Genomic DNA, 23,167 nt, shown 5'->3' with positions numbered 1-23,167 from the left:
CCTGCGCGGCAAAAAAAGTAGGCGCAGGGGGTTGTATTTCTTGACTTAATTCAATATTATATTAATAATGAGATGGTCACTTCAATAATATTTTTCCACATATTCCCATTATAAAATAAATTTTAACAAAGTCAATCCCCCTTGTCTAGTCAAACCACCCTTACTTTTAGAAAATTTGTAAATTTTTGTAACAAAAATCTCTCAATCTTTTCAATGAACCTCTGCTAACATAAGTTTAAAAGACTTTAAATCCCGGAGCCAGAGGATTTAACAATATTGATGTAGAGGTAGAAACAAAATGGGGCAATATTCTCAAAAGTTCCAGCAGTTTTTAAAAGGGATAGGCCAGTTATCCATACAGCAGTTTTGTGAGAATTATAGCTGTCACGCTGAGTATATTCAGGGAATTAGTTATGATGTAACCGAGGCTAAATTTTGGAATGAGTTTAACCTCGATATCAAACCCGATTTCGATATGAAACCCTATAAAAGGCCCGAAAAAAGGAGTGAGCCTGATACCTACCCGCCACGCTTTGATAATTTTCGGTTAACCCCAGAAGAAGGGGAGGTCTTTAAAAAAAATGGCTTTGTAGTCAGCGAACGATTAGGCAGTGAGAGTTTTGCTAAAGCTTTTTTCAGGGTTTATCGAAATGATTTACCTGTGTTCATCTCTGCGGATGCTCTTCTCCATGCGTGGCATCGCTCCTATGATGGGATATTAGAAGAATTAGAAGAGGGTTCCCTTTTTATTTATGGTTGGAGGATGGTCAAGGGACTAAGACAACAACTCCACTTGAAACGTGATGAATATCCAAAAAATTCCTTCAGTTTAAGGGTTGCTCATGAGCTGGACTATTTTCTGGAAGTTGCTTGTTCATTATTCTCTAAGAAGGTAGAAATTAAAAGTCTATTTGAGCAAGAAGACCGGATTGACAGAACCTTAAAAAATATTGCTTTGTCAGAAACTGTTGACACAATAGAATTTCTAGGGCAGGAATATGATCTTGACTTTTCTCTGTTTAAGCCTCGGGGTCATTATGAAAATTCAAATATTCTAAAACGATATTTTCGTGCAATGATTTGGCTGGGTACTTTTGATTTCAGAAACTTAGATGACAAAAAGTTTATCCAGTCACTAGCTGCTGTTCTTGAACTCTATAATCTGTTAAAACAATCTGGATACTGGGAAACATGGAAAGAAATTGACCAGTTTTTAACAGCTTTTTTAGGTGAAACTGATTCCATGAGCTTTAGTCACCTTGAGCAAATTTTAGAAACTGTTAAAATCCAAGTCCCTGTCAATATCAATGATCCATCACTATTAAACATTATCCAGGAGGAACTGGCGAAGACGACCTGGGGATATCAAGAGATTTGCAGCCATATTTATGAAGCTTCCAAGGACGAGCCTCAATCCTTTAAACTGCCTAGAGCGTTTACGTTTCTAGGGCAACGGTTTACCCTGGATAGTTGGGTCTTTTCAAACGTGGTTTATGACCGGATCTGCTGGCATGATAAAAAAGTACCCCGGTTGATGCCTAGTGCCTTAGACTTTGCCTTTACAACTTTGGGAAATTGTCAAATTATCCCCGAACTTGTGGCGCGACTTACCAATAAGCAAGGGCAAAAGTTTCGCGATGGTCTTCTTTATCACCACCATTTAGCAGCACTTAAAGAAGTGATTGATCTGTTATCTCCTCACCTTGAATCTAAAACGATTTACACAGCTTGGTTAGCCACTCTGCGTTCCCTTTCTGAACACACCACTGACCCTCGATACCCGGAAGTAATGCGAACTCGGGCTTGGGCAATGAAAACGGTTAATACACAATTAGCTTCCTGGACTCAACTCCGACATGATAATATTTTGTATGTCAAACAGTCGGGCAGTTTATCGGGAGTTTGTGAATATCCAGAGGGATTTATAGAACCTAGACCCGAGTTTTGGGGGAAGTTTGAGGAAATGGTCAAATTGGCAGCTACCGTAATTGAAACCACCCCTTTAGTCAGCAAGGTTGTGGTCAAACAAAAGCAAGTTAAATTTTTGGAAAACTTTGCGCAAACCTTAGCAGTATTAAAGGAGATGGCTAATAAAGAACTGCAAAATATCCCATTTAATCAAGCAGAAATTAAATTTATTAAAGATGTAATTGAAGCAGAAGAAGTTTATGGAAATTTACTTCAATGTACAGGGTGGTATCCCAGTCTTTTTTATAAAAGCAGGCAAGATTCAGACAAAGCTGATCCACTCATTTGTGATGTCCATACCGCTCACCGTAATCCTGAATTTAACTATCCGGGTAGGATTCTTTATCAGGCGGTGGGAAATGTGGATTTGATGCTGATTACTGTTGAGAATGGACCAGATAAGATGGTCTATGCGGGTCCCGTTTTAAGCCACTATGAATTTGAGCAGCCTTTTAGTGCTCGGTTATCTGATTCAGAGTGGAAAGATTGCCTCCGGAACGGCAATGCACCCCCTCGTCCGGATTGGACAAGCAGCTATCGACCGGAACTTCCGGTTGTTAAAAAGTTATATTTCGATTTTGATTAAGGGGGTTTAAGACTATCTCACGATATCCGATCGCTGGTTAGTCCAAATTCCTGCGAGTTCCATTGTCACCAACGGATTATTAGGGTGAATAAGGTGCAATAGGGTGATCCTCAAGGAATGTGACAATGTATCATCATTTGCTGTCTAGTGTTTATCCTTTAACCCCTCTCATTCTCTGACTTCCTAACTCAGCGGCTAACTGCAAGGCAGATTTCATACTCGCACAATCGGCGATGCCTTTTCCGGCGATATCGAAGGCGGTGCCGTGGTCGGGGGAGGTGCGGATGAAGGGTAAACCGATGGTGGTGTTTACTGCTTTATCGAAGGCCATTAATTTGACGGGAATTAACCCTTGATCATGGTAGAGGGCGAGATAGGCATCATGGGCGTTTGTAGCGGTTCCAAACCAGGCTTGTCCCGGTTTTACCCAGAGGGTATCGGGGGGGATTGGTCCATCAATTGTGGCTTGAGGATAGATGTTTTGTTGTTGTTTAATCCAGGGAATTAACCAGTCTTTTTCTTCGGTTCCGAGTTGTCCATTTTCTCCGCTGTGGGGGTTGAGTCCGGAGATGGCGATGCGGGGGGTTTGGATGCCGAAATCTTGGCGCAAGCATTCGATTAAGAGGTCTAGTTTCCAGGTGAGGAGGTCGGGGGTGAGGGCGTCGGGGACTTGGCGGAGGGGTATGTGGGTGGTGGCGAGGAGGGTGCGCAGGGTCCAATTGCTGTGGGGGGATTTGGCGACGAATAGCATTCCGAAGCGTTTGATTTGGGCGCTTTCGGCGAGGAGTTCGGTTTGTCCGGGATAGGGATGTCCGGCAGCTTTCCAGCAGGTTTTGGCGATGGGTCCGGTAACGATCGCCTGGAAGTCTCCGGCAAGGGTTCGGGCGATCGCCTCTTGCATATACGCAAAACTCGCGCCACCGGATGCGGCATTGCCGGTCCCCAGGGCGATCGCCTCTTGGTTGAGGTCAATATCTAGGATCGGAAACTGTTCAGGATCGGCGATCGCTGTCTGTTGTTTTAGCTGTTGATAACACGCGTGCAGCAGTTTCCGACTGCCGACGAGGGTGATTTGACAATTTTGGGCGATCGCCGGGTCTGCAAGGGCTTTGAGGATGACTTCCGGACCGATTCCGGCAGGGTCTCCCAGGGTGACGGCGAGATGAGGATGGTTGGGGGTTGAGGGTTGGGTTTCCATAAGAGTTTTAGGAGGTGATCGCAGATACAGGTATATCGTCGTTACAACCCGTACCTTATAGGGTGTGGGTTTTGGGTTTCGGGCCCTGATGGGGTGCTAATGGGGAGATAGTTTGGAAAAATGTTTCTCAATCCATTTGGTCAGTGGGTTCATTTCTTAAAACTTAACAATTTGGATGAAGTCTGATGGAATGATCATGATAATATATTAGAGGACAAGTGTTTGTTGCTATTTTAACGTTTTAGAGCGACGGCTCTTTATGATTATCGGTTAACAGCACGCAAACGATGCCTCACTAAAAGTTAACCCGCTTGGATCGCCATGAACCAGACAAACCCCAACGAGCATGAGTCAATTTATCAGTTAAAAGTCACCCTCAAAGAAAGTGAACCTCTGATTTGGCGCGAAATTCAGGTACGCAGTCACATTACCCTGTATAAACTTCAGCGAATTTTGCAAGTGGTAATGGGATGGGGAAATACCCATTTGCATCAGTTCACCATTGATGGAACTTGTTACGGTCAATCTCACCCGGAATATGGCTTAGAAATGAAAACTGAGCGGAGGGCAAGATTAGATGAATTAGTACCCCAAGAAAATGCCAGCTTTATCTATGAATATAATTTAGATGATAGTTGGTTGCATCACATTACCGTTGAAAAAATTATAGAACCGACTCCGGGGGTGCATTATCCCCGATGTGTGGCAGGCGATCGCGCTTGTCCTCCTGAAGAATGTGGCGGCATTCGCGGATATGCTGAGGTGTTAGAAATCCTCAAAAATCCTGAAGATCCAGACTATGCAGAAACCCGGGAATGGGTGAAGGAAGATTTTGACCCCGAGGTATTTGATATCGAGGAAGTGAATCGACAGCTTAAAGCGATTCGATAAATCCCCTTAAGGTTGGGGAAATAGATTTGACAATCTCTCTCGCCGTCTTGTCAGGGTAAATTTAACATACCCTGACAATTGCGCTGTGGGAGAAGGGGTAAGATGACCTCAGCGGAAAGGCAAGGGAGAGACTGGTCTGGGATTGGGCAAAATAGAGGGCGATCGCCTACAATTGACAAATCAGATTGAGGACCCTTGAACTTTTTATCAATCAGGACTTAACGTTATGGGGCTAACGATCAGTTATGATTTTAATTTAGGCACAAACTCCATTGAACTCGCCCGGGAAAAAATCCATGCTTTGCACGAAGCCGCTGTTAATTTACCCTTTGATAAAGTGAGTGAAGTGGTAGAATTAATCGGGGACGAATGCCGATATCAGCGGAATAAACCGGAGGACCTCCATCGGTTTTTAAAATTAGAGGCAGCCCGGGGGATAGAATACGAAAATGCCTACTTTTTTGTAGATGCTGTGCAGTTGATTGCCTTTACGGTGTGGCCGGGACAAGGATGCGAATGTGCTAATTTTGGACTTGCCCTGTTTCCAGAAACCACAGAAGTCAAACTCCGAAAACCTGAACCCGGTGTAGACCTGAAAGAGATAAAACCCTGGGGTTGGGAGGATTTTAAAAGAAGTATTGAAGAAAAAAGAACAGGAAAAATAGATGAAACCAAAATCGAGATTCGCACGATTCCCACGAATTTACCGCCTTGGTCTTGGTCGAATTTCTGCAAAACCCAGTATGCCAGCAATCCGGAATATGGAGGCATGAAAAATTTTCTTAAATGTCACGGATTGGTCATTGAAATGTTAGATATTGCCCAAGAACTGGGAATTTTAGAATTTGTGAATGATGAGGGGGGATATTGGGATAGCCGCAACTCCACAAATCTCAGTCAATCCGTGGGGAATTATAATGCATTAGTAGCTGGGGTGGTGGGGGGATTGAAAACCCTATTTAACCAAGAGGGAATCGAGGCTCAAACCCAGGCCCCGATTACTGAATATCCGAATTATGAATATTTGGAGGCGGAAGGAGAACAGCAGTTAAAACGGGATAAAGAGAGGGAATAACTCCCCCAGGAACGGAGGGTTACTCCCGCTGGTAGGGGGGGTGAATACGCCAGAGTTTAATCGTTTTATCATCGCCGCCGGTGGCTAAAGTCCGTCCATCGGGGCTGAAGGCGATCGCAAAAACATAGCTGGAATGGTCGCGCAGGGTTGTCAATTCTTCTCCGGTTTCTACGGCCCAAATCTTAATGGTTTTGTCGCTGCTGGCACTGCCTAAATAGCGACCATCGGGACTAAAAGCCAACGCGCGAATTCCATCGGTATGCCCGGTTAAAGTATGGATTAATTCCCCAGTTTGGGTATGCCAAAGTTTCACGGTTGAATCAAGACTGCTGCTGGCTAATAGTTCTCCATCGGGGCTGAATTTGACACATTCAATGGGATTAGAATGAGCCTGAATGGTGCGATAACTTTCTCCGATCGCCACATTCCAGAGTTTAATCGTGCGGTCCCAACTGCCACTGACTAAAGCCCTGCCATCGGGACTAAATGCCACTGTAACCGTGGGTTTTTCATGACCCCTCAGCGTTTGCAAAGCTTGACCCGTGTTCGCATCCCAGAGCTTAATTGTGCGGTCCCAACTGCCACTGGCTATGGTTTCACCATCGGGGGAAATGGCGACGGATTCGATGGGTTTGCGATGACCTTCTAGGACCCGGGTGACCTCCCCAGTCCGAAGCGACCAAATTCGTAGGGTTTGGTCGAGGGACCCACTGACGAGGACTTTGCCATCACTGCGGAAAGCGATCGCGTTCACAAAGTCCGTATGACCGAGGAGGGTTTGACCTTCCTCGCCGGTATGGGGATTCCAGAGGACAATTGTGGTATCGAGAGAGGCACTAGCGAGGGTATGTCCATCGGGACTAAATGCCAGGTCAAGAATGGCGGCAGAATGAGCAGTGAGGGTGTGGCTACAGGTCCAGGTAGGAGAGGGGTTGATCATGAACGTTGGCGATCGCGAAAATCTTAAATTTTTCAGAGTATCGAGTTCAAGGGTGTAATCGATGAATGCTAGAACTGCTCCACAGATCCGTGCGATCTGGATTAAGAACCCCAATTCACTCATCCCGTATTCTACTATAACGAGTTGACTCGGAGATAGACCCTTACCTTTTGATGATGACGAGACCCGGTAAACTGAATGAGAAGCCATTAATATGATAAAAACCATGAAGACTTCTGCGACTTTTGATTTCGAGGATGAAAAATTTAAGGCACCCCCATCTAAATTGTTGCCTTGGTGTCAGATGATTAACCCCAGCTTGCATCTGGATGGACTCAAACCTTATGGGTTAGGCATTAAGCTAGATCAAGCCAGAGCATCGGGGTTTACACCGGATGAAAATTGGCAGCCGGTGGAACATGAATTTAGTACGGGAGCGATCGAAACCCTGCTGATGACGACAACACCCAGAATGTTGATTGTTCGACGGGGTCCGCTTTGTGTTAAAGACCGGATGAGTGGGGATATTTTAGGACGATTTTCAGATTTTTCTGAAGAATTTAAAGCCGATCGCCCCAAATATAAAACCTTCACCCGCTATCTGATTTTTTTGGTGGGACAAGACCAAAAATTACTCCATCAAACACCCTTACGCTTGACCTTAAGTGGTTCCGTTGGAGCCGGATTTGGGATTGCTTATCGCTCCTCGAAAATGGGACAGCTTGCTGGATTTACTGCCGAATTGGAACAAGCCTACGCCGATTTTCGTAGACAAGCCTTTGCACCCAAAGGCCCTCTGTTTCACGCTCACGGGATTTTCTGCCCGATGTTTGAGGCAGTGGAAAAAGGCTCGGGTAGCAATACAGCATGGGTGGCGGATACGGTTGATTATGAACATCCTACAGCCAGCAATTTAGCCGATTATATGATTCCCTCCAATTCAGAGGAGTCTAATTTGGTTTGTGAAACCTTTGAGGACTATAAAGACTTTGGTCAGGAAATTGTGAAAGTAGAAGGGCCAAAAGGGGGCCTATCCACCCCCACGAGTCCTGGAGATAATCAAGCTTATGTCTATGAGGATGAGTTTGAGTATCCGGAACCGCCTTATTAAGCTAATTAAGAAGGGTTGGGTCCCGGAAAATCCCCGGGACAGCCGTGAAAATTGCCCGTCTTTAGGGTGAAATTGCGGCGATCGCCAGGGGGGAGGAGTGGAGAAGCGATCGCCCTATTTTGACTCATCAATCGGGGGATTCGCCGCTTGCAGACCGATCGCATATTTAACCTTAGTTCCGGTTAAATATGCACCCCATAACTTCGCCCCATCCAAGTTGGCAAAACTGAGGTCTGCTTCGGTTAAATCAGCCATTTTTAAATCGGCACCTCGTAAGTCAGCACGAGTAAAATTAGCCCCATAAAGATTAGCACCATCCAAGAGAGCTTGTTTCAAATTCGCCCCTTCTAAATTCGCCCCATTGAGAGAAGCTTCCAACAGATGCGCACCTTCTAAATTGGCCCAACTCAAATTCGCTTCAGCTAACGAGGTTTGCCGGAGATTTGCACCCCGCAGATCGCATCCACTTAAGTTAGCACCATTCAAGTTACACTGACTCAGGTCAACTTGTTGTAAGTCAGCTTTGCTGAGGTCAATTTCAGAAAACGTTCGGTCTCCTGCGGCATAGCGATCAATGAGTTCTTTAACGTCCATGTTATGTCCCTGGGAAAGCCCTCTGAATTAACTCTTTAGTGTACAAGGAAGTGTCTCATTTTAAAGCTGTTTTTAATACAGTTTAGGCCGATCGCCCGAACGAGACTGATGGATCGGTGGGTTCCCTTGCCTCCTGGCGATCGCCCTCCTGTCCTCTTCCCTTCACACCGAGTTCCCTTCGGACCACTGAGAATAGGGATAAGTAGATAAATTAACATTAAAGTAGCGCGGGTCATCCGAGACTTCTTGACCAATCCAGTCGGGAAATTCTATCACTTGATGTTCATCAGTCAGTTCAACTTCCGCAACAATTAATCCTTGATTTTCCCCAAAAAATTCGTCTACTTCCCAGACTAATTCTCCCCACTTGATTTTATAGCGGTGTTTTTCAATTAAAGGAGGAGTACAGAGATTTTCTAACATAAATTGAGCATCTTCTAGGGGAATGGGATACTCAAATTCAGGGCGAGAATTACCCTGGGAAGGACCTTTAATGGTAAGATAGGCTTGATTCCCGACCTGGCGCACCCGCACCGTGCGACCCTGACTGTTAGCAATATAACCCTGTCGATAGGGACTCCCCACAGCCAGCGATCGCCATGCTTGATTTTTGACTAAAAATTTCCGTTCAATTTCTATAGACATTTTTAAAGAAAACCCCCTTTAAGTAACCCCTTTTAAATTAGCCCGCAGATGCGGGCTTTGTCCGCAAAGAAACAGCGTGGAGGCTGCCAAATTTGACTTAATGTGTTGCCAGAAAAGCCGTTACTTCTGTGGGCAGAGGTTGAGCGGCGATCGCACCGGGTCGGGTCGTCGTCAGAGCTCCTACTGCCATTGCATATCGGACCACATCTTTGGCGCGGGTTGGATCTTCTAAATATTTGACCCCATGCATACAAACCTGATGAATAAACCCGGCCACAAAAGCATCTCCCGCCCCGGTTGTATCCACCACATCCACCGAAAAACTGGGGATTACCCCTTCATTTTCCCCCAGACAATAAGTCGTATTATTGGCTCCAGCGGTGACTAATACCCCTTCTACATTGCCGAGACGATACTTAATTGCACCCGCATCAATGGTATCAAACAACCATTGGGCTTCATCATCGGAAATTTTTAAGAAATCAACCCGTTTAATTAAGGATTCAATTACTTCTTTAGATTCACTGGGGTCGGGCCAAAACATATCCCGACGATTGATATCAATCGCAATTTTTACATCATATTGTTCTGCCATATCTAAAGCACGAAAAACAGCTTTCCTGGAATCAAGAAAGGCCAATTCTAAACTACCTACGACTAAAAAATCGGCCTGAAAAAACAATTCATGGGGTAATTGATCTGCTTGAAGGCGAGTATCTGCAAATTCCGTAGTGTCAATTTCCCCAAACCCAGCAAAACTGCGATCGCCATCCTCAGAACGGACGACATACACCTTGCGGGTGGGGGCCGTATCATGACGCTGCACCCCGGTACAATCCACCCCCAGATGCTTGAGGAGATTTACCAGTTCGTCCCCGGCGTCATCTTGTCCCACACAGCCAATAAATCCGGCTGGAGTCCCCAATTTCACCAAGGCAGAGGCCACATTTGCCGGTGCACCGCCGGGGTAAGGAGTCCAAGATTCAACCTCGTGGTATGCTTGACCCGGGCGATCGGCCAAACAATCAAATAGAATTTCCCCTAAACACAAAACTTGTGGATGAGCCATCACATTACTCCTAGATTGCAACATACTGTTCAATTTACAGCCTACAAGAAATCGAGCATCTCTCTCAAGTCAGGGATTGATGACCTTACCTTAAAATTAAAGGGAGAGAAGGGAGATTAATTGGATCGATTTGGGAATAATTTTTACTTTTTTTCCTCTTGAATTGCCGCAGCAATGCGCTCGCCAAATTCTGGATCGATATTAGCCAGGGAGAGCATTTGTAAATACTCCTGTTTGGTCAATCCGGCTTGCTCGATCGCTGCAATTGAAGCGCTTTCAATTTCCCGTTCGATCCGTTGTGATTCTAGGGAGGTCGGTGCCAAGAGTAATTCTTGTTGTCGGCCTTCAATGTGACGTAACACTTGTAAATAAGCCCCGACAAACTGAGAGACCTTCGCCGAAGGAATGGTATTGGTATCAAGGGTTGGGCGATTGGGAGCCGCTTCTAATGTGGGGGAAGAGACGTCCAGACCCTCCGAGGCGATCGCATCTCCAATTCCCCAGAAACATACGGCGGTCACTATGCCTAAAATAGCTATCAATTGCCGCAATTTTTTGGACCTGAAGGCATCGAAGTAATGCCGGATAAAATTTTTAACTTTGGGAGTCATAGCTCAGTTGATTTTAGGACAAATTTTAGGGTGATTCATGGATGGAGAATTCCCGGGTCTAACTTTAGGGATGGGGAGGATGGGGAGGATAGGGAAGATAAAGTTTGTAGTAACAACTTCAGTCGTTTCCTCACCATCTCCCCCATCCCCCCCATCCCCCCCATCTCCCCCATCCCCCCTATCTCCCCCATCCCCATCTCCCCCTCACGGATGACTAAAAGACAAATTAGGCGTAAAATCCATGAGATTTGAGACAGATTTCCGATAGAATCAGTACAATATAGGTAGATATACAGAGATAGGAAATGCTTATGACTGGCGGGGACTCTCAGACCCATGTAACCCTTTCGGAGCGAGAGCTACAGGTCATTGAACTGGTAGCATCTGGTTTAACCAATCAGGATATAGCAGAATCGCTAGAAATTAGCAAGAGGACGGTAGATAACCATATCAGCAATATTCTGAACAAAACCAAAACCGCGAACCGCGTGGCATTAGTCAGATGGGCCTTACAGTCGGGTAAGGTTTGCATCGATGATGTTAATTGCTGTACCTTGCCGCAATTCACGGATGAAGAGCCCGAACCTGAACCTGTTCATGACTATATTGAAGACACTCCAGAGATTGAGGACCTAGGGTAAACCATCATTAAACATGGAAGAGTTAAAAACTCAGGGAACCGAAAACAATTCGGTGCAATATGAAATCCCAGGACTGCCATTAACGGTGTATCGAGAATTGGCAGCGCATCTGCGACAGGTTCAAGGGGTAGAGGTTGAACTGATTCCCCAAACTGCCGCCGTGTTTAATTATCTGGATAGCCAAATCGCTGGAGTATCCATCCAGTATGGGCCGGATGCGGAACCGATCGCACCTCAACGGGTGGAACAAATCCTAGGATATTACCGCGATCGCCATCGTCGGAAATCCTAGGATATTTTGGGTCATAAAATCACCCACACGGGCTGATTTTATCTGGGAAATAGCAGCAATCGAAAACGAAGCAATGGGCGCAATTCAAGCATTACGAGGAACCCGAGACATCCTGCCAGCAGAGGTAGGCTATTGGCAAAAAGTAGAAGCCGTTGTCCGAGAAATCCTCGGCAAAGCCAGCTATCGAGAAATTCGGACGCCAGTTTTTGAACTGACGTCCCTCTTTGAACGGGGAATTGGAGAAGCGACGGATGTGGTTGGCAAGGAAATGTACAGCTTCCAGAGTCGGGGAAAAAAACCCTACTCCATGACCCTGCGTCCCGAAGGCACTGCCGGAGTGGTCCGCGCCTATATTGAGCAGAAACTGCACGCGGCTGGCGGAGTACAGCGGTTGTGGTACACCGGACCAATGTTCCGCTATGAACGACCCCAGGCGGGACGACAGCGCCAATTTCATCAAGTCGGGGTGGAGGTTCTGGGTACTGCGGATCCTCGTGCAGATGTGGAGGCGATCGCGATCGCCACGGATATCCTGCAAACCTTGGGATTAAAAAACCTGCACTTGGACCTCAATTCCGTCGGCAATAGCGAAGATAGACAACGCTATCGAGAGGCTTTAATTGCTTATCTCACCCCCTACCAAGGGGAATTAGACCCCGATTCCCAGGACCGACTCACCCGCAATCCCCTGCGAATTTTAGACAGTAAAGACAAACGCACCGGAGAAATTGTCCAAGATGCGCCGAAGCTGGGAGACTATCTCTGTGACGACTCAAAACGGCACTTTGAGCGGGTCCAAAATCTGTTAACCCAGTTAGGAATTCCCTATCAATTGAATCATCGGTTGGTGCGGGGATTAGATTATTATAGTCACACTGCTTTTGAAATCATTTCTGATGATTTAGGTGCCCAAGCAACGGTCTGTGGTGGTGGACGGTATGATAATTTGGTCAGCCAATTGGGGGGACCGGATACCCCGGCTGTGGGTTGGGCGATCGGGTTAGAACGGTTAATTATCCTGCTGCAACAACTAGATACCCTTCCCCAGAGTCCCTTAGATTTTTATGTGGTTTCCCGAGGGGAACAGGCGGAAGAGAATGCCTTAGTCTTAGCCCAAAAATTGCGTCATGCCGGATTTAGCGCCGAAGTTGATTTAAGCGGCAGTGCCTTTGGCAAACAGTTCAAACGAGGCGATCGGTCTGGTGCCGCTGCTTGTTTGATTTTAGGAGATGAAGAAGCCCAGAATCAAACCGTCCAACTCAAATGGTTAGCAACCGGAGAACAAACAGCCATAACCCAAGCGGACCTCTTAGCCAACCCCGACCAATTGCGCCAACAATTACAAACCTCCAATCCCTAATAATTGCCCTAAGTTTGTAGTAACGACTTCAGTCGTTCTCTTGTATCTTCTAAAAACAACAGATTACACAGATTTTAACAGAGATTTTATCTGTGTTAATCTGTGTAATCTGTTGTTCTCCCTCTAAAAATTATTTCTCAATGGGTTGAAATTCTTTAGCGGGATAGGTTTTAACTGGGAACTGGAAGATGGCAAAAATTGCCTTCATGGTAAAGATAAACATCGATACGGTTCCCAAGGCGAACACGATATCCCCGGGTATTCTTAACCAGACAGTCCACCGCATCCAGGGGGAACCGATGACTTCGGCACTTCGGGCGTACCAGGTGCCGTATTCTACGGATTGGGCGAGTTGATAAAATCCGTTGGGAATTAAGCCAAAGATTAGCATCATGACTAATCCGCCATTAATGGCCCAAAATGCGAATTTCACCCAGCGATCGTCCCAAGCATCATCAGGAACAAATTCGCGTAAGGCAAAGAGCATGAGGGCGATCGCCAAGCAGCCATAGACCCCAAATAAGGCGGCGTGAGCATGAATTGGGGTGGTGTTGATTCCTTGAGAATAATACAACACAATCGGCGGATTAATCAAGAATCCAAACACGCCTGCACCGATTAAATTCCAAATACAAGTTGCGATGAAAAATCGCAAGGGCCAGCGATAAAATCCTTCGGCTTCTTTGGACAATTTTAAGGTTTTTAAAATTTCAAAGCCAATTAGGGTTAGCGGGACGACTTCTAAGGCAGAAAAAACGGATCCGATCGCCGCAATAAAGGAAGGAGTTCCGGAAAAGTAAAGGTGATGCAATGTTCCTATCACACCGCTGCCTAAATATAACAGGGTGGTCAAATAGGTTGCACGCAGGGCGGATGACCGCCGTAAAAAGCCTAATTCACTACATAAATAGGCAATCACAACGGTGGCAAATACCTCGAAAAATCCTTCAACCCAGAGATGAATGACCCACCAGCGCCAATACTCGGCAATACTCAAGGGTGTGTGATTGGTGTACATCAATCCCACGGAATAAAACAGGGGAATGGTGATGGCACTATACAGGAAAAAGTGACTCAATCCAGTTGGGCTTTTTTCCTTTTGTAAGGCGGGTTTAAATCCGCGATACAGTAACCACAGCCAGAATATCATTGCGACAATGAGCAGGATTTGCCAGACTCGTCCTAGTTCGATATATTCATAGCCTTGATGTCCCCACAAGAAGCTATTTTTAACGCTAAATAGCCCTTGCACGGCTGACCAAGATCCAATCAGGGAACCGACAACGACGACGGTTAATGCTCCTAATAAGACGCTATTCCCAAGGGCTTGTCCTTTCGGTTCATAGCCACTAAATCGGGGAGCAAAATAGAGTCCGGCGGCTAACCAACAGGTTGCAATCCAGAAAATGGCGAGTTGTAAATGCCAAGTTCGAGTTGCGGCATAAGGGAGGTACTGGTTGAGGGGAATCCCATAAAATCCTTCTCCTTCTACGGCATAATGGGCGGTAAACATTCCCATGAGAATTTGCACGAGAAAGAGCGCCATTGCCACGCCAAAAAATAACGAGGTGACCTTCTGGCTGGGGGTGGGAATTCGCACAGCCGGACGGGCGGGAACGGGTAATACTTCGTCCTCTTCTTCTTTTAAATAGATGAAAAGAAAAATTCCAATTCCCGCAATTAAAACGATGACAGAAACGATGGACCAGATGAGAAATTGGGCCGGGGGTTGGTTCCCTATTAAATCATCATGAGGCCAATTTGCGGTATAGGAAAAAGGTGCATTAGGCCGATTGGCAGATGCTGCCCAAGAGGTCCAGGCAAAGAAGGCAGTGACATCGTGAATTTGACTATCATCTTTGAACCAACCGGAGGGAATGGAGTGAATGGCTGACCCTTTGGCTAAGAGTTCATGATAGTCTTTAAACACCTCTTGGAGTCCTTTACTTTGAGCCTCAGTTAAGAGCAATTCTTGGGTTTCGGGACTATACCGATTGGTTTTAAATTGTTCACTGACTCGCGCTTGCAGACTGGCGCGATCGGGGGCGGGTAATGCTTCTAAATCCTTTTGAGAAAAGCTGGGATTGTTGTTGTATAATATGCCAGCGGTGGCTAATCCCCAACGATGTAAGACATCGGCGGTCCAGTCCGGGGCGAGGTAGCTGCCATGTCCCCAAATACTGCCAATATCCTGCCCTCCACGAGAGAGGTAGATTTCCTGTCCCGATTGGATGTTAGCTTGGGTGACGAGGATTTCTTGATTCGGCGATCGCACGATGTCGGGAACGGGTGGGGCATTTTTGGAAATGACTGCACCCGCCCACAGTAATACACTAAAGGCAATGATACAAATCAGGGCTAACCAGGCGGGTAAGGTGAGTTGTCGCTTACCGGGACTGATTGCACCTTTGGCATCTAATAGGGTTGAATCTGCCATTGCAATATTTTCCCCAATTTATCGATGGATTATTTTCAACTAGCTCGATAGTAGCGAATTTAACGGAAAATTGACGAGTTTATAAAACTTTATATTTTGATTGAGCTATTTGCAGGCTGAAAATTGATTATTTATACCCATTTGGTGTTGACAAGTGGGATAAAACTGTTAATAAATGTAAGAATTTATGGGGATCGTGATAAAATTAATTAAAATTAGACCCAAGAGGTCTAATTACTCGGAAATGATTCGCCACAAAGAAGGGGCGGTAAACTCTGGTTTTTTGTCTTCCCCATGAACCCGGGAACCGACACCTACTGAAGGGTAACTCTTGCGCCGCTTTGTTCCAGTTGCAGTTTTGCCGATTCGGCTTCTGCGGCGGGAAGTTGATGGAGGACGATTTGCGGGGCTGATTCAATCAAATTTTTGGCTTCTTTGAGTCCTAATCCGGTAAGGGTTCTCACGGTTTTCAGGGTAGCAATTTTAGACTCAGGGGGGACAAATTGTAAAATTACATTACAGAATTCTGGGGATACGGAGAGGAGAGCACTGTCTTCCAGTTCGGGGATATCGATATCTAAATGATAGAGGATTAAATCAAGTTTTCGTTCGATTTGGGCGAGGCGGCGATCGCTCTTGGTTGGGGTGGGATTGTGCCAGAGTTGCTGTTCAATTTGTTTGAGGCGGTTTTCATGAGTCTTGAGGGTAGGGGGAAGTTCAGATTTTTTCACCGTGGACAGGATTGCTATCCAAGTGAATAAAATGCTAGAGATAATAAAAATAAAAATGATGAGAGTTTCCATTGTTTTTGATGGGTGATGAAATGGATTAAAAACGAACACTATATAAAATTTGGGGTATAAAACCCCATTGCTAGTGGCAACAGGGGATAGAGCGGTTGGCGATCGCCTAAACTCCTAACGATCCCCCTAAATCCCCCTTAGAAAGGGGGACTTTGACTGGAAAACTGGACCGCAATCGATTGAAAATGCGATAACGACTTGATGTCGTTATCGCAAACATTGGAAGTTAAAGAACGCCTTTAGAACTGGGGATGGTGGTGGCGCGACGGGGGTCGATTTCCGTTGCCATGCGTAGACTGCGGGCGAAGGCTTTGAAGGTGGCTTCGATGATGTGATGAGAATTAATGCCGTCGAGTTGGCGGATGTGTAAGGTCATTTGGGCGTGATTGACGATCGCCACGAAGAATTCCCTCACTAATTGGGTGTCATACGTTCCCACTCGTTGGGTAGGAATGTCTAAGCCATAGCTTAAGTGAGGGCGACCGGAAAAGTCCAGGGCGACTTGAATTAAGGCTTCATCGAGGGGGGCGACAAAGTGACCGAAACGGACGATACCTTTGCGATCGCCCAGGGCTTTACCCACGGCTTGACCCAATGTAATCCCCACATCTTCATTGGTATGATGGTCATCAATTTCTATATCTCCAGTGGCTTTTACCTCCAGGTCAATTAAGCCGTGAGAAGCAATTTGATGTAACATATGGTCGAGAAAGGGTACACCTGTAGCAGCGGTACAGTGTCCTTGACCATCAAGATTAATCGTCACATGGACATCAGTTTCCCCAGTAGTGCGTCGGACGGTGGACATCCGGGGGAGTTGACCTAAATGGTTTTGAGAATCAGTTTTTGTAGGAGTCTCGGCGGAAGAAGTCGGGGTAATACTTGTAGGCATAATTGGCTTTGATGGCGATCGCAAAAATAGTCTTAATCTTAATCTTATCTTGTCGGTGGGGAAACCTTGAACAATAGACTTCTTGCAAAATTCTTTAAAGCCCCCCTTAAAAAGGGGGGTTGGGGGGATCAATCCGGATTTTTGCAAGAGGTCTAATTAAGAGATCAAAGGCTTGAATTAGGGAGAAGAGAAGAAGAGATCCCCCCAACCCCCCTTACGAAGGGGGGCTTTTGGAACCGCCTTTTTACGGGGGGTTTTGGGAATGGAAGCGCGAGTTTGAAACCTAAATTCTCAATTCTTCAGGGATTACATTCCCATAATGCAGTAGCCGGAATCGACATAGATAATTTGACCGGTGATGCCGCTGGATAAGTCACTACAGAGGAATGCGGCAGTATTGCCCACTTCCGTTTGGGTGACAGTCCGGCGGAGGGGGGCCATTTCTTCCACATGGTGGATCATGTCCAGGATGCCACCGACGGCAGAAGAGGCGAGGGTCCGGATGGGACCGGCAGAGATGCCATTGACGCGGACATTTTGGGGTCCCATTTCAGCGGCGAGGTAACGGACATTCATTTCTAAGGCAGCTTTGGCAATTCCCATGACGTTGTAGTTAGGGATAACACGGACGCCACCGAGGTAGGTGAGGGTGACGATGCTGCCGCCTTCGGTCATTAGGGGTTTGGCGGCAGCCGCGAGGGAAACCAAGGAGTAGGAACTAATATCCAAGGCGCGGGTAAAGCCTTCGCGGGAGGTGTTGCTGAAGTCTCCGGAGAGTTCCTCTTTACCCGCAAAGGCGAGGCAGTGGATCAGGATGTCAATTTTATCCCAGGTTTCGCGAATGGTGTCGAAGGTGGCTTGAATTTGGGCGTCATCCTGGACGTTGCAGGGGACAAACAAACTGGGATTAAGGGGTTCAACTAATTCCTTGACTTTTTTTTCTTGACGGCCCTTTTCATCCGGGAGATAGGTAATGCCGAGATTGGCCCCAGCTTTGTGGAGTTGTTGGGCGATACCCCAAGCGATGGAACGGTTGTTAGCAATTCCGGTGACTAAGGCGTTTTTTCCTGTTAAATCTAGCATGGAGGGTTTATTCTAGTAAAAATTACTCAGGAACAAGGGTTTGGCCCCAGGGTGAGGCTGGCGGGATCACAGGGCTGTCCCCGAAAGAGCAGTCGCCCCTGATGGCGGTTGACGGGCTACGGTTGCCGCCATCAGACCCGAGGTTGGACGCGATCGCGTCTACCGCGTTGGGTCTGTTCCCCAATTTGATTGAATCACAACGGGGGACTCTGGAACGGGGCTATTGGCCGATCGCCCTTCTGGGTGGCGTGGGTTTGGAGGTGACCCCTCGACGGAAATTGGCGATGGAAATATTTTTATCCAGGGATCAGCCAACTGGTCGCAATTCTGTATCCCCAAGCACAAAAAAACCGCGAATCGTCCGTTTAAGTAATGTAAAGTACAAAAGTCAGAGAACTCTAACAAGAGCCGGTCGGTAATGACAATAAACCGTTAGCAAGTTATCAAAAAAGAAGATACGACATGACAATTAGAAGGAACGGATATGGTAATGACCCAAGATAGACCACTAGCCGCAGTATTCCGTCAGATGGGAAGTGGATCGTTTCCCCCAGTGGTGGAAAATTACGAACGAGGAAAGACCATCTTTTTCCCTGGGGATCCCGCTGAACGAGTTTATTTTTTACTCAAAGGTGCCGTTAAGCTATCCCGCGTCTATGAAGCGGGAGAGGAAATTACCGTGGCCCTGCTGCGGGAAAATAGTGTCTTTGGGGTACTCTCCCTGATTACGGGACATCGTTCGGACCGCTTTTATCATGCCGTAGCCTTTACCCCTGTCGAATTGCTTTCGGTCCCGATCGACCAGGTGGAAAAGGCGCTGAAGGAAGATCCCGAACTGTCTATGTTGATGTTGCGGGGCTTATCTTCGCGGATTTTACAGACAGAAATGATGATTGAAACTTTGGCACATCGGGATATGGGATCGCGGTTGGTGAGTTTTCTACTTATTCTATGTCGGGATTTTGGAGTACCGACTTCCGAGGGGATTACGATTGATTTAAAGTTGTCCCATCAGGCGATCGCCGAAGCAATTGGCTCAACTCGGGTCACCGTCACCCGGTTGTTGGGGGATCTGCGTTGTGAACAAATGATCTCCATTCATAAAAAGAAAATCACCGTTCATAATCCCGTAGCATTGAGTCAGCAATTTACTTGATCGGCTCAATAAAACAACGGTCAACCTTAACAGAATAGGGCAGAGAAAATCAGGGGATCGGGGATCGGGGTGAGAATTAGTCAGTCTTCCGTTGATTTTCTGCCCTGGGGGGACTGTTCGAGGGTACAGTCTCGTGGAAGTATGTTTTTGCCAAAACCCAAGTCATGAAGGGACTGGGACGGACAGAACGGGCGATCGCTGTAGAATCTGGACACGAGGCTCAGGGAATGCGGTGTGAGAGGTAGAGTCCATGCAGGGATTCCGTGAAAAACGGGGAGAATACTGCTATCAGGATCGGCAATTGGATCTGTTATAGTGCAAAAGAGCGGAGCTTTGCTGGACGTCTTCCCAAAGTGTTTTAGCTGCGAAAGTTTTTGTCTTGGCTAGATCTGGACGGAGTTAAATAAGTGATGACGAGCGCATACGTCCTGATACTGGCTGTCTTAGTTTTGGGGGGTTTGCTCGCCACCCTGGGCGATCGCCTCGGTACTAAAGTCGGTAAGGCCCGGTTAAGTCTATTTGGTCTGCGCCCCCGACAAACCGCTACGGTGGTCACCATTGTAACCGGGTTGATGATTGCAGCCTCAACCTTGAGTATCCTATTTGCCACGAGTAAATCCTTGCGAGTGGGGGTGTTTCAACTGGATGAAAAACTCAAAGAATTGCGAGAAGCTCAGAAAGAACTCGTAGCCGTGATTACCCAGAAACAGCAGGTGGAAGCCGAACTCAACCAAGCCCGAGAACAGCAGGTGGTGGCGCAACAACAATTAAATGAGATCGATCGCTCATTGCAAGGGGCACTCCAAAAACAAGCTCTAACACAGGCTCAACTGAATCAGACTCAGGGGGAACTGAATCAAACTCAGACTCAACTTAGCGGCATTCAAACTGATTTTCAGAAAGCCCAAACTGAACTGAGTTTGATTGAAGGGAAATTCGAGCGCGCTCAAAGTCAGTTGGCGGAAGTTTCCCAACAGGCGCAGAAGCTGCGGGATGATATTGCTACCCTGCAACTGGAACGGCGGGAGTTGATTGAACAGGGGGAGCAAGTTAGAGCAACGATTGTCCAGCGGGATCGAGAATTGGCCCTCAAACAGGCAGAAATTGAGCAGCAACGGCAGGAAGCGGCACAACAGAGGCAGTTACTCACGGAGCAGAAAAGCCAACTGGATGAGCAAATTCGTCTCCTGACGCAACAGCAACAGCAAATTAGCGTTCAGGAAGGGGATATTGCCGAGCAACAGGCGCAAATGGCTCAACAAGCGGCAGAAATTACCGCTCAAAAGCAGGCGATCGCCTTGGCGGAAGAGGAGTTAGGGAAACAAGAGCAGGAAATCGCTAGGCAGGAAATGGAGATTGCCCTTCAGGAACAGGCGATCGCCGTTCAGGAGGAGGAAATTGCCGAGCGCGATCGCCAGATTTCTGAGCAGGAAATGGCGATTACAGAACAGCGCACGTTATTGAAACAGTTAGGCACGCAACAAGCGTTTCTCCAAGGGGAAGTCCAAAGTCTGGAACGGGATTTTCAACTGTTGCGGGAAGGAACGGTTGCCATTCGTCGGAATCAGGTGTTAGCTACCGGGGTCCTGCGGGTCCTGCGCCCAGAAACTGCTCCCGAAGCAACCAAACAACTGTTAACGGAAGCCAATCTGGCGGCGATCGCCTTGATTCGTCCAGGAACTGCCCAACGAAATGAATGGGCGATCGCGATTACAGAGACGGAACTAGAGCAACTCATCGGCCAAATTGATGATGGTCAAGATTATGTGGTCAGAATTCTCTCCGCTGCCAATTATTTGTTAGGTGAACGGCAGGTAAATGTTTTTGCCGATGCGGTTCCCAATGAGGTAGTTTTTGGCGAAGGGGAACTGGTGGCAACCACTGCAGTCCGGCCTTCGGAAATGAGTGAAGATGAGATTAAAGAACAATTGAATTTATTGTTAGCCGCTGCTAATTTTAGAGCAAGGCGATCGGGAATTTTAACGGATTCTATCCAGGTGGGAGATGGTCGTCTGGCATCGGTAATGGAATTTATCAAGCAGCTTCCCAATAATAATGAACCGGGCATTATTCAAGCGGTTTCCGCTGGTCAAACCTATACCTCGGGTCCACTGACTTTAGAATTTACGGTAGTTCATCAAGGAAAAGTAGTGTTTCGCACAGATTAAAGAAATTGGGTTCGGGTTTGCCCGGTTGGTTAAGGGTTAATCTGAATAAAGGGTAGGGAAGAATTGCTGAAGTAATTGCCAGGTTAGTTTCCCGTTTTCGGGAGAGTTGAAAAGGAAAAAATGTAATGGGTAACGCTCAAACAGACACAGTAATTTTGGGATTTGATCCGGGCCGGTTGAAGTGTGGAATTGCCGTGATGAATAGCCGGGGCAAACTGTTGGTCCATGAAGTGGTTCCGGCGGAAGAGGCGATCGCGGTGATTGAATCCTTATATCAAGAATTTGGGGTGGATCTGCTCGTGATTGGCGATCGCACCACGTCGAAAAAGTGGCAAGAACATATTACCGAATCCCTGTCTATCCCGTTACCCCTTGTGCAAGTGGATGAACGCTACAGCACCTTACAAGCCCGCGATCGCTATTGGGAAATGTATCCGCCTCGGGGATTGACTAGGCTGATTCCCCAGGGAATGCGCCAACCCCCCAGGGCGATCGATGATATCGTCGCCATTCTCTTAATTGAGCGATATTTGGCCCAAAATAGCTAGGTTTCCAAACTGCACAGTGAAAAGTTCTGTATAACCCCTCGTGGATCGCTCTAGGGGCATCAAAAAAATGGACCGGCATAAAACCAGTCCATAAATCATACTGTTCAAAATTCTAAGCTTAACCCGTGTTACTATTATGCACCCCTCCCTTGCGAATTGAGGAAATTCTCCCAATTTGGACAGTTGAAGGACTCTCATTAATTATCTCACACAACTTTTCACTATCCAGACCACTAACCAACCTAGGCGAACTCGAAGATCTGCTGCTATTCAACACTCAGGTTGCCAATATTTCGCCGCTGCAAGAAGGTTTGAACCAACGCACACTGGCTCGACCTATACAACAAGCCTGTGGCTGAGGTGAACGCCCTGATGAATTTGTCAAAGTTATCCGGGCTGGATCTGCTAGGGACTGGTCTGCTCCATCCGACCTGTCTAGTTGAACCGGCCAGCGTCTGCTTGTTTTCACCAGAGGACGGTATGGGGCCGCCCCAATCGGAAGAGTGGCGTGGGCATTGCTCTTCTAGCTATGTGAGCTAATCAATCAACATTTCGGGGGGAGTTGTTGGTGGCACATAAGTCGGGGATGGACTGTAACGGGCGAGGTTAAACCACCCCACTGCTAGTAGGAGACCCAACCCACAGCCCAACAAAAAAATCCAGGCGTGAGACGAGTCGAACACGCAAAGCAGGCGGCGATCGCCGTTATATACCTGTACTAGCCAGCCTTCGCTAGTGTTGTTAAATTGGGTCCGCAGTTTAGTTGAGTCAAAATTGTTCATGATATCCGCTCCATGCTGATCGAATGTGTGTGCCGGTCGAGGAGAAGTGCCCGCCGCTACGGAAACACCTGTTGTAAAATTCACCTGTGAATGGAGAGTGTCTCAAGGAGAGAGAGTGGGTCGCTCAAACCTGACATAGATGCCGCACAGAAGATAAACATCTATGCTTTCGCCTTGAACGATAGCCTTAAGTTAAGATTACAGGAATTACGCAATCTGTAAGATCAACCCCTAAATGTAGAGGCAATTCGCTTGCTATCTTCTACATTTAAGGTGTATTCTCACAATCTGCGTAAGTCCTGTCTCAGATGTCATTA

The 23,167-nt window shown here is 46.9% G+C and carries 22 protein-coding genes; 10 read left to right on the top strand and 12 right to left on the bottom strand.

Translation table 11 applies throughout. The features are described 5' to 3' along the window. Positions 1 to 298: 298 nt before the first annotated feature. Positions 299 to 2,554, top strand: a complete 2,256-nt coding sequence (locus NG796_RS18555; RefSeq protein ID WP_317619327.1) for a DUF3160 domain-containing protein — start codon at positions 299 to 301, stop codon at positions 2,552 to 2,554. A 151-nt stretch (positions 2,555 to 2,705) separates the two neighbouring features. Here the strand turns inward: NG796_RS18555 and pdxA are convergent, their stop codons facing one another. Continuing rightward, positions 2,706 to 3,752 (bottom strand): 4-hydroxythreonine-4-phosphate dehydrogenase PdxA, encoded by a 1,047-nt coding sequence (pdxA, locus tag NG796_RS18550; protein WP_261208370.1) that lies wholly within the window; start codon positions 3,750 to 3,752, stop codon positions 2,706 to 2,708. A 321-nt stretch (positions 3,753 to 4,073) separates the two neighbouring features. Here pdxA and NG796_RS18545 point away from each other — a divergent pair, with 321 nt between their 5' ends. Both NG796_RS18545 and NG796_RS18540 read left to right on the top strand, forming a co-directional pair. Beyond that, positions 4,074 to 4,643 carry a plasmid pRiA4b ORF-3 family protein gene (locus tag NG796_RS18545; RefSeq protein WP_261208369.1) on the top strand — a complete coding sequence of 190 codons (570 nt, stop codon included), beginning with the start codon at positions 4,074 to 4,076 and terminating at the stop codon, positions 4,641 to 4,643. Between the two features lie 226 nt (positions 4,644 to 4,869). After that, positions 4,870 to 5,718: a hypothetical protein gene (locus NG796_RS18540; RefSeq protein WP_261208368.1), complete on the top strand. Its 849-nt coding sequence runs from the start codon at positions 4,870 to 4,872 to the stop codon at positions 5,716 to 5,718. A gap of 19 nt (positions 5,719 to 5,737) precedes the next feature. On the opposite strand, the gene NG796_RS18535 is transcribed toward NG796_RS18540, so the two are convergent. Next, a complete protein-coding gene (locus NG796_RS18535; RefSeq protein ID WP_261208367.1) occupies positions 5,738 to 6,781 on the bottom strand; it encodes a WD40 repeat domain-containing protein in 1,044 nt (347 codons plus the stop codon). A 103-nt stretch (positions 6,782 to 6,884) separates the two neighbouring features. On the opposite strand from NG796_RS18535, the gene NG796_RS18530 reads away from it, so the two are divergent. After that, the gene (locus NG796_RS18530; RefSeq protein WP_261208366.1) at positions 6,885 to 7,769 is read left to right on the top strand and encodes a DUF5895 domain-containing protein; all 885 of its coding nucleotides are present in this window, start codon (positions 6,885 to 6,887) and stop codon (positions 7,767 to 7,769) included. Positions 7,770 to 7,774: 5 nt separating this feature from the next. Here the strand turns inward: NG796_RS18530 and NG796_RS18525 are convergent, their stop codons facing one another. The 5 genes from NG796_RS18525 to NG796_RS18505 all read right to left on the bottom strand — a co-directional run bounded on the left by NG796_RS18525 (position 7,775) and on the right by NG796_RS18505 (position 10,688). After that, positions 7,775 to 7,897, bottom strand: coding sequence for a hypothetical protein (locus NG796_RS18525; protein WP_261208365.1), 123 nt, complete (start codon positions 7,895 to 7,897; stop codon positions 7,775 to 7,777). Then, positions 7,884 to 8,363 (bottom strand): pentapeptide repeat-containing protein, encoded by a 480-nt coding sequence (locus tag NG796_RS18520; protein WP_261208364.1) that lies wholly within the window; start codon positions 8,361 to 8,363, stop codon positions 7,884 to 7,886. Before NG796_RS18520 ends, NG796_RS18525 begins: the two co-directional genes overlap by 14 nt. Before the next feature lie 162 nt (positions 8,364 to 8,525). Next, positions 8,526 to 9,008 (bottom strand): CYTH domain-containing protein, encoded by a 483-nt coding sequence (locus NG796_RS18515; protein WP_261208363.1) that lies wholly within the window; start codon positions 9,006 to 9,008, stop codon positions 8,526 to 8,528. 97 nt (positions 9,009 to 9,105) lie between these two features. Then, a complete protein-coding gene (locus tag NG796_RS18510) occupies positions 9,106 to 10,077 on the bottom strand; it encodes a carbohydrate kinase family protein (RefSeq protein WP_261208362.1) in 972 nt (323 codons plus the stop codon). Positions 10,078 to 10,220: 143 nt separating this feature from the next. After that, positions 10,221 to 10,688: a DUF4168 domain-containing protein gene (locus NG796_RS18505; protein WP_261208361.1), complete on the bottom strand. Its 468-nt coding sequence runs from the start codon at positions 10,686 to 10,688 to the stop codon at positions 10,221 to 10,223. Positions 10,689 to 10,999: 311 nt separating this feature from the next. On the opposite strand from NG796_RS18505, the gene NG796_RS18500 reads away from it, so the two are divergent. The 3 genes from NG796_RS18500 (at position 11,000) to hisS (ending at position 12,981) form a co-directional block, all read left to right on the top strand. After that, the gene (locus NG796_RS18500) at positions 11,000 to 11,329 is read left to right on the top strand and encodes a helix-turn-helix domain-containing protein (protein WP_261208360.1); all 330 of its coding nucleotides are present in this window, start codon (positions 11,000 to 11,002) and stop codon (positions 11,327 to 11,329) included. A gap of 13 nt (positions 11,330 to 11,342) precedes the next feature. Beyond that, positions 11,343 to 11,621, top strand: a complete 279-nt coding sequence (locus tag NG796_RS18495; RefSeq protein ID WP_261208359.1) for an acyltransferase — start codon at positions 11,343 to 11,345, stop codon at positions 11,619 to 11,621. Between the two features lie 73 nt (positions 11,622 to 11,694). Then, complete coding sequence (hisS, locus tag NG796_RS18490; RefSeq protein ID WP_261208358.1) at positions 11,695 to 12,981, top strand: histidine--tRNA ligase; 1,287 nt, start codon at positions 11,695 to 11,697, stop codon at positions 12,979 to 12,981. Between the two features lie 130 nt (positions 12,982 to 13,111). Here the strand turns inward: hisS and NG796_RS18485 are convergent, their stop codons facing one another. From NG796_RS18485 to fabI, 4 genes are all read right to left on the bottom strand, one after another. Beyond that, on the bottom strand, positions 13,112 to 15,418 hold the full coding sequence (locus NG796_RS18485; RefSeq protein ID WP_261208357.1) for a nitric-oxide reductase large subunit: 2,307 nt from the start codon (positions 15,416 to 15,418) through the stop codon (positions 13,112 to 13,114). 314 nt (positions 15,419 to 15,732) lie between these two features. Beyond that, positions 15,733 to 16,221, bottom strand: coding sequence for a bL12 family ribosomal protein (locus NG796_RS18480; protein ID WP_261208356.1), 489 nt, complete (start codon positions 16,219 to 16,221; stop codon positions 15,733 to 15,735). Positions 16,222 to 16,447: 226 nt separating this feature from the next. Continuing rightward, on the bottom strand, positions 16,448 to 17,029 hold the full coding sequence (gene hisB / locus NG796_RS18475) for an imidazoleglycerol-phosphate dehydratase HisB (RefSeq protein ID WP_411268819.1): 582 nt from the start codon (positions 17,027 to 17,029) through the stop codon (positions 16,448 to 16,450). 390 nt (positions 17,030 to 17,419) lie between these two features. Further along, complete coding sequence (gene fabI / locus NG796_RS18470; RefSeq protein ID WP_261208354.1) at positions 17,420 to 18,196, bottom strand: enoyl-ACP reductase FabI; 777 nt, start codon at positions 18,194 to 18,196, stop codon at positions 17,420 to 17,422. A 484-nt stretch (positions 18,197 to 18,680) separates the two neighbouring features. Between fabI and ntcA the strand changes: the two genes are divergently transcribed. From ntcA to NG796_RS18455, 3 genes are all read left to right on the top strand, one after another. After that, entirely contained in the window at positions 18,681 to 19,352 is a 672-nt protein-coding gene (gene ntcA / locus NG796_RS18465; protein WP_261201896.1) for a global nitrogen regulator NtcA, read from the top strand. A gap of 410 nt (positions 19,353 to 19,762) precedes the next feature. Then, positions 19,763 to 21,520: a DUF3084 domain-containing protein gene (locus NG796_RS18460; RefSeq protein WP_261208353.1), complete on the top strand. Its 1,758-nt coding sequence runs from the start codon at positions 19,763 to 19,765 to the stop codon at positions 21,518 to 21,520. A 125-nt stretch (positions 21,521 to 21,645) separates the two neighbouring features. Beyond that, entirely contained in the window at positions 21,646 to 22,068 is a 423-nt protein-coding gene (locus NG796_RS18455) for a pre-16S rRNA-processing nuclease YqgF (RefSeq protein ID WP_261208352.1), read from the top strand. A gap of 536 nt (positions 22,069 to 22,604) precedes the next feature. Here NG796_RS18455 and NG796_RS18450 read toward each other — a convergent pair. Next, entirely contained in the window at positions 22,605 to 22,850 is a 246-nt protein-coding gene (locus NG796_RS18450) for a hypothetical protein (RefSeq protein ID WP_261208351.1), read from the bottom strand. Positions 22,851 to 23,167 lie beyond the last annotated feature (317 nt).

This window comes from Laspinema sp. D2d (assembly GCF_025370755.1).
Lineage (GTDB): Bacteria > Cyanobacteriota > Cyanobacteriia > Cyanobacteriales > Laspinemataceae > Laspinema.
Note: the sequence above shows the minus strand (reverse complement) of the source record. Positions and strands in the feature narration are given on the sequence as shown.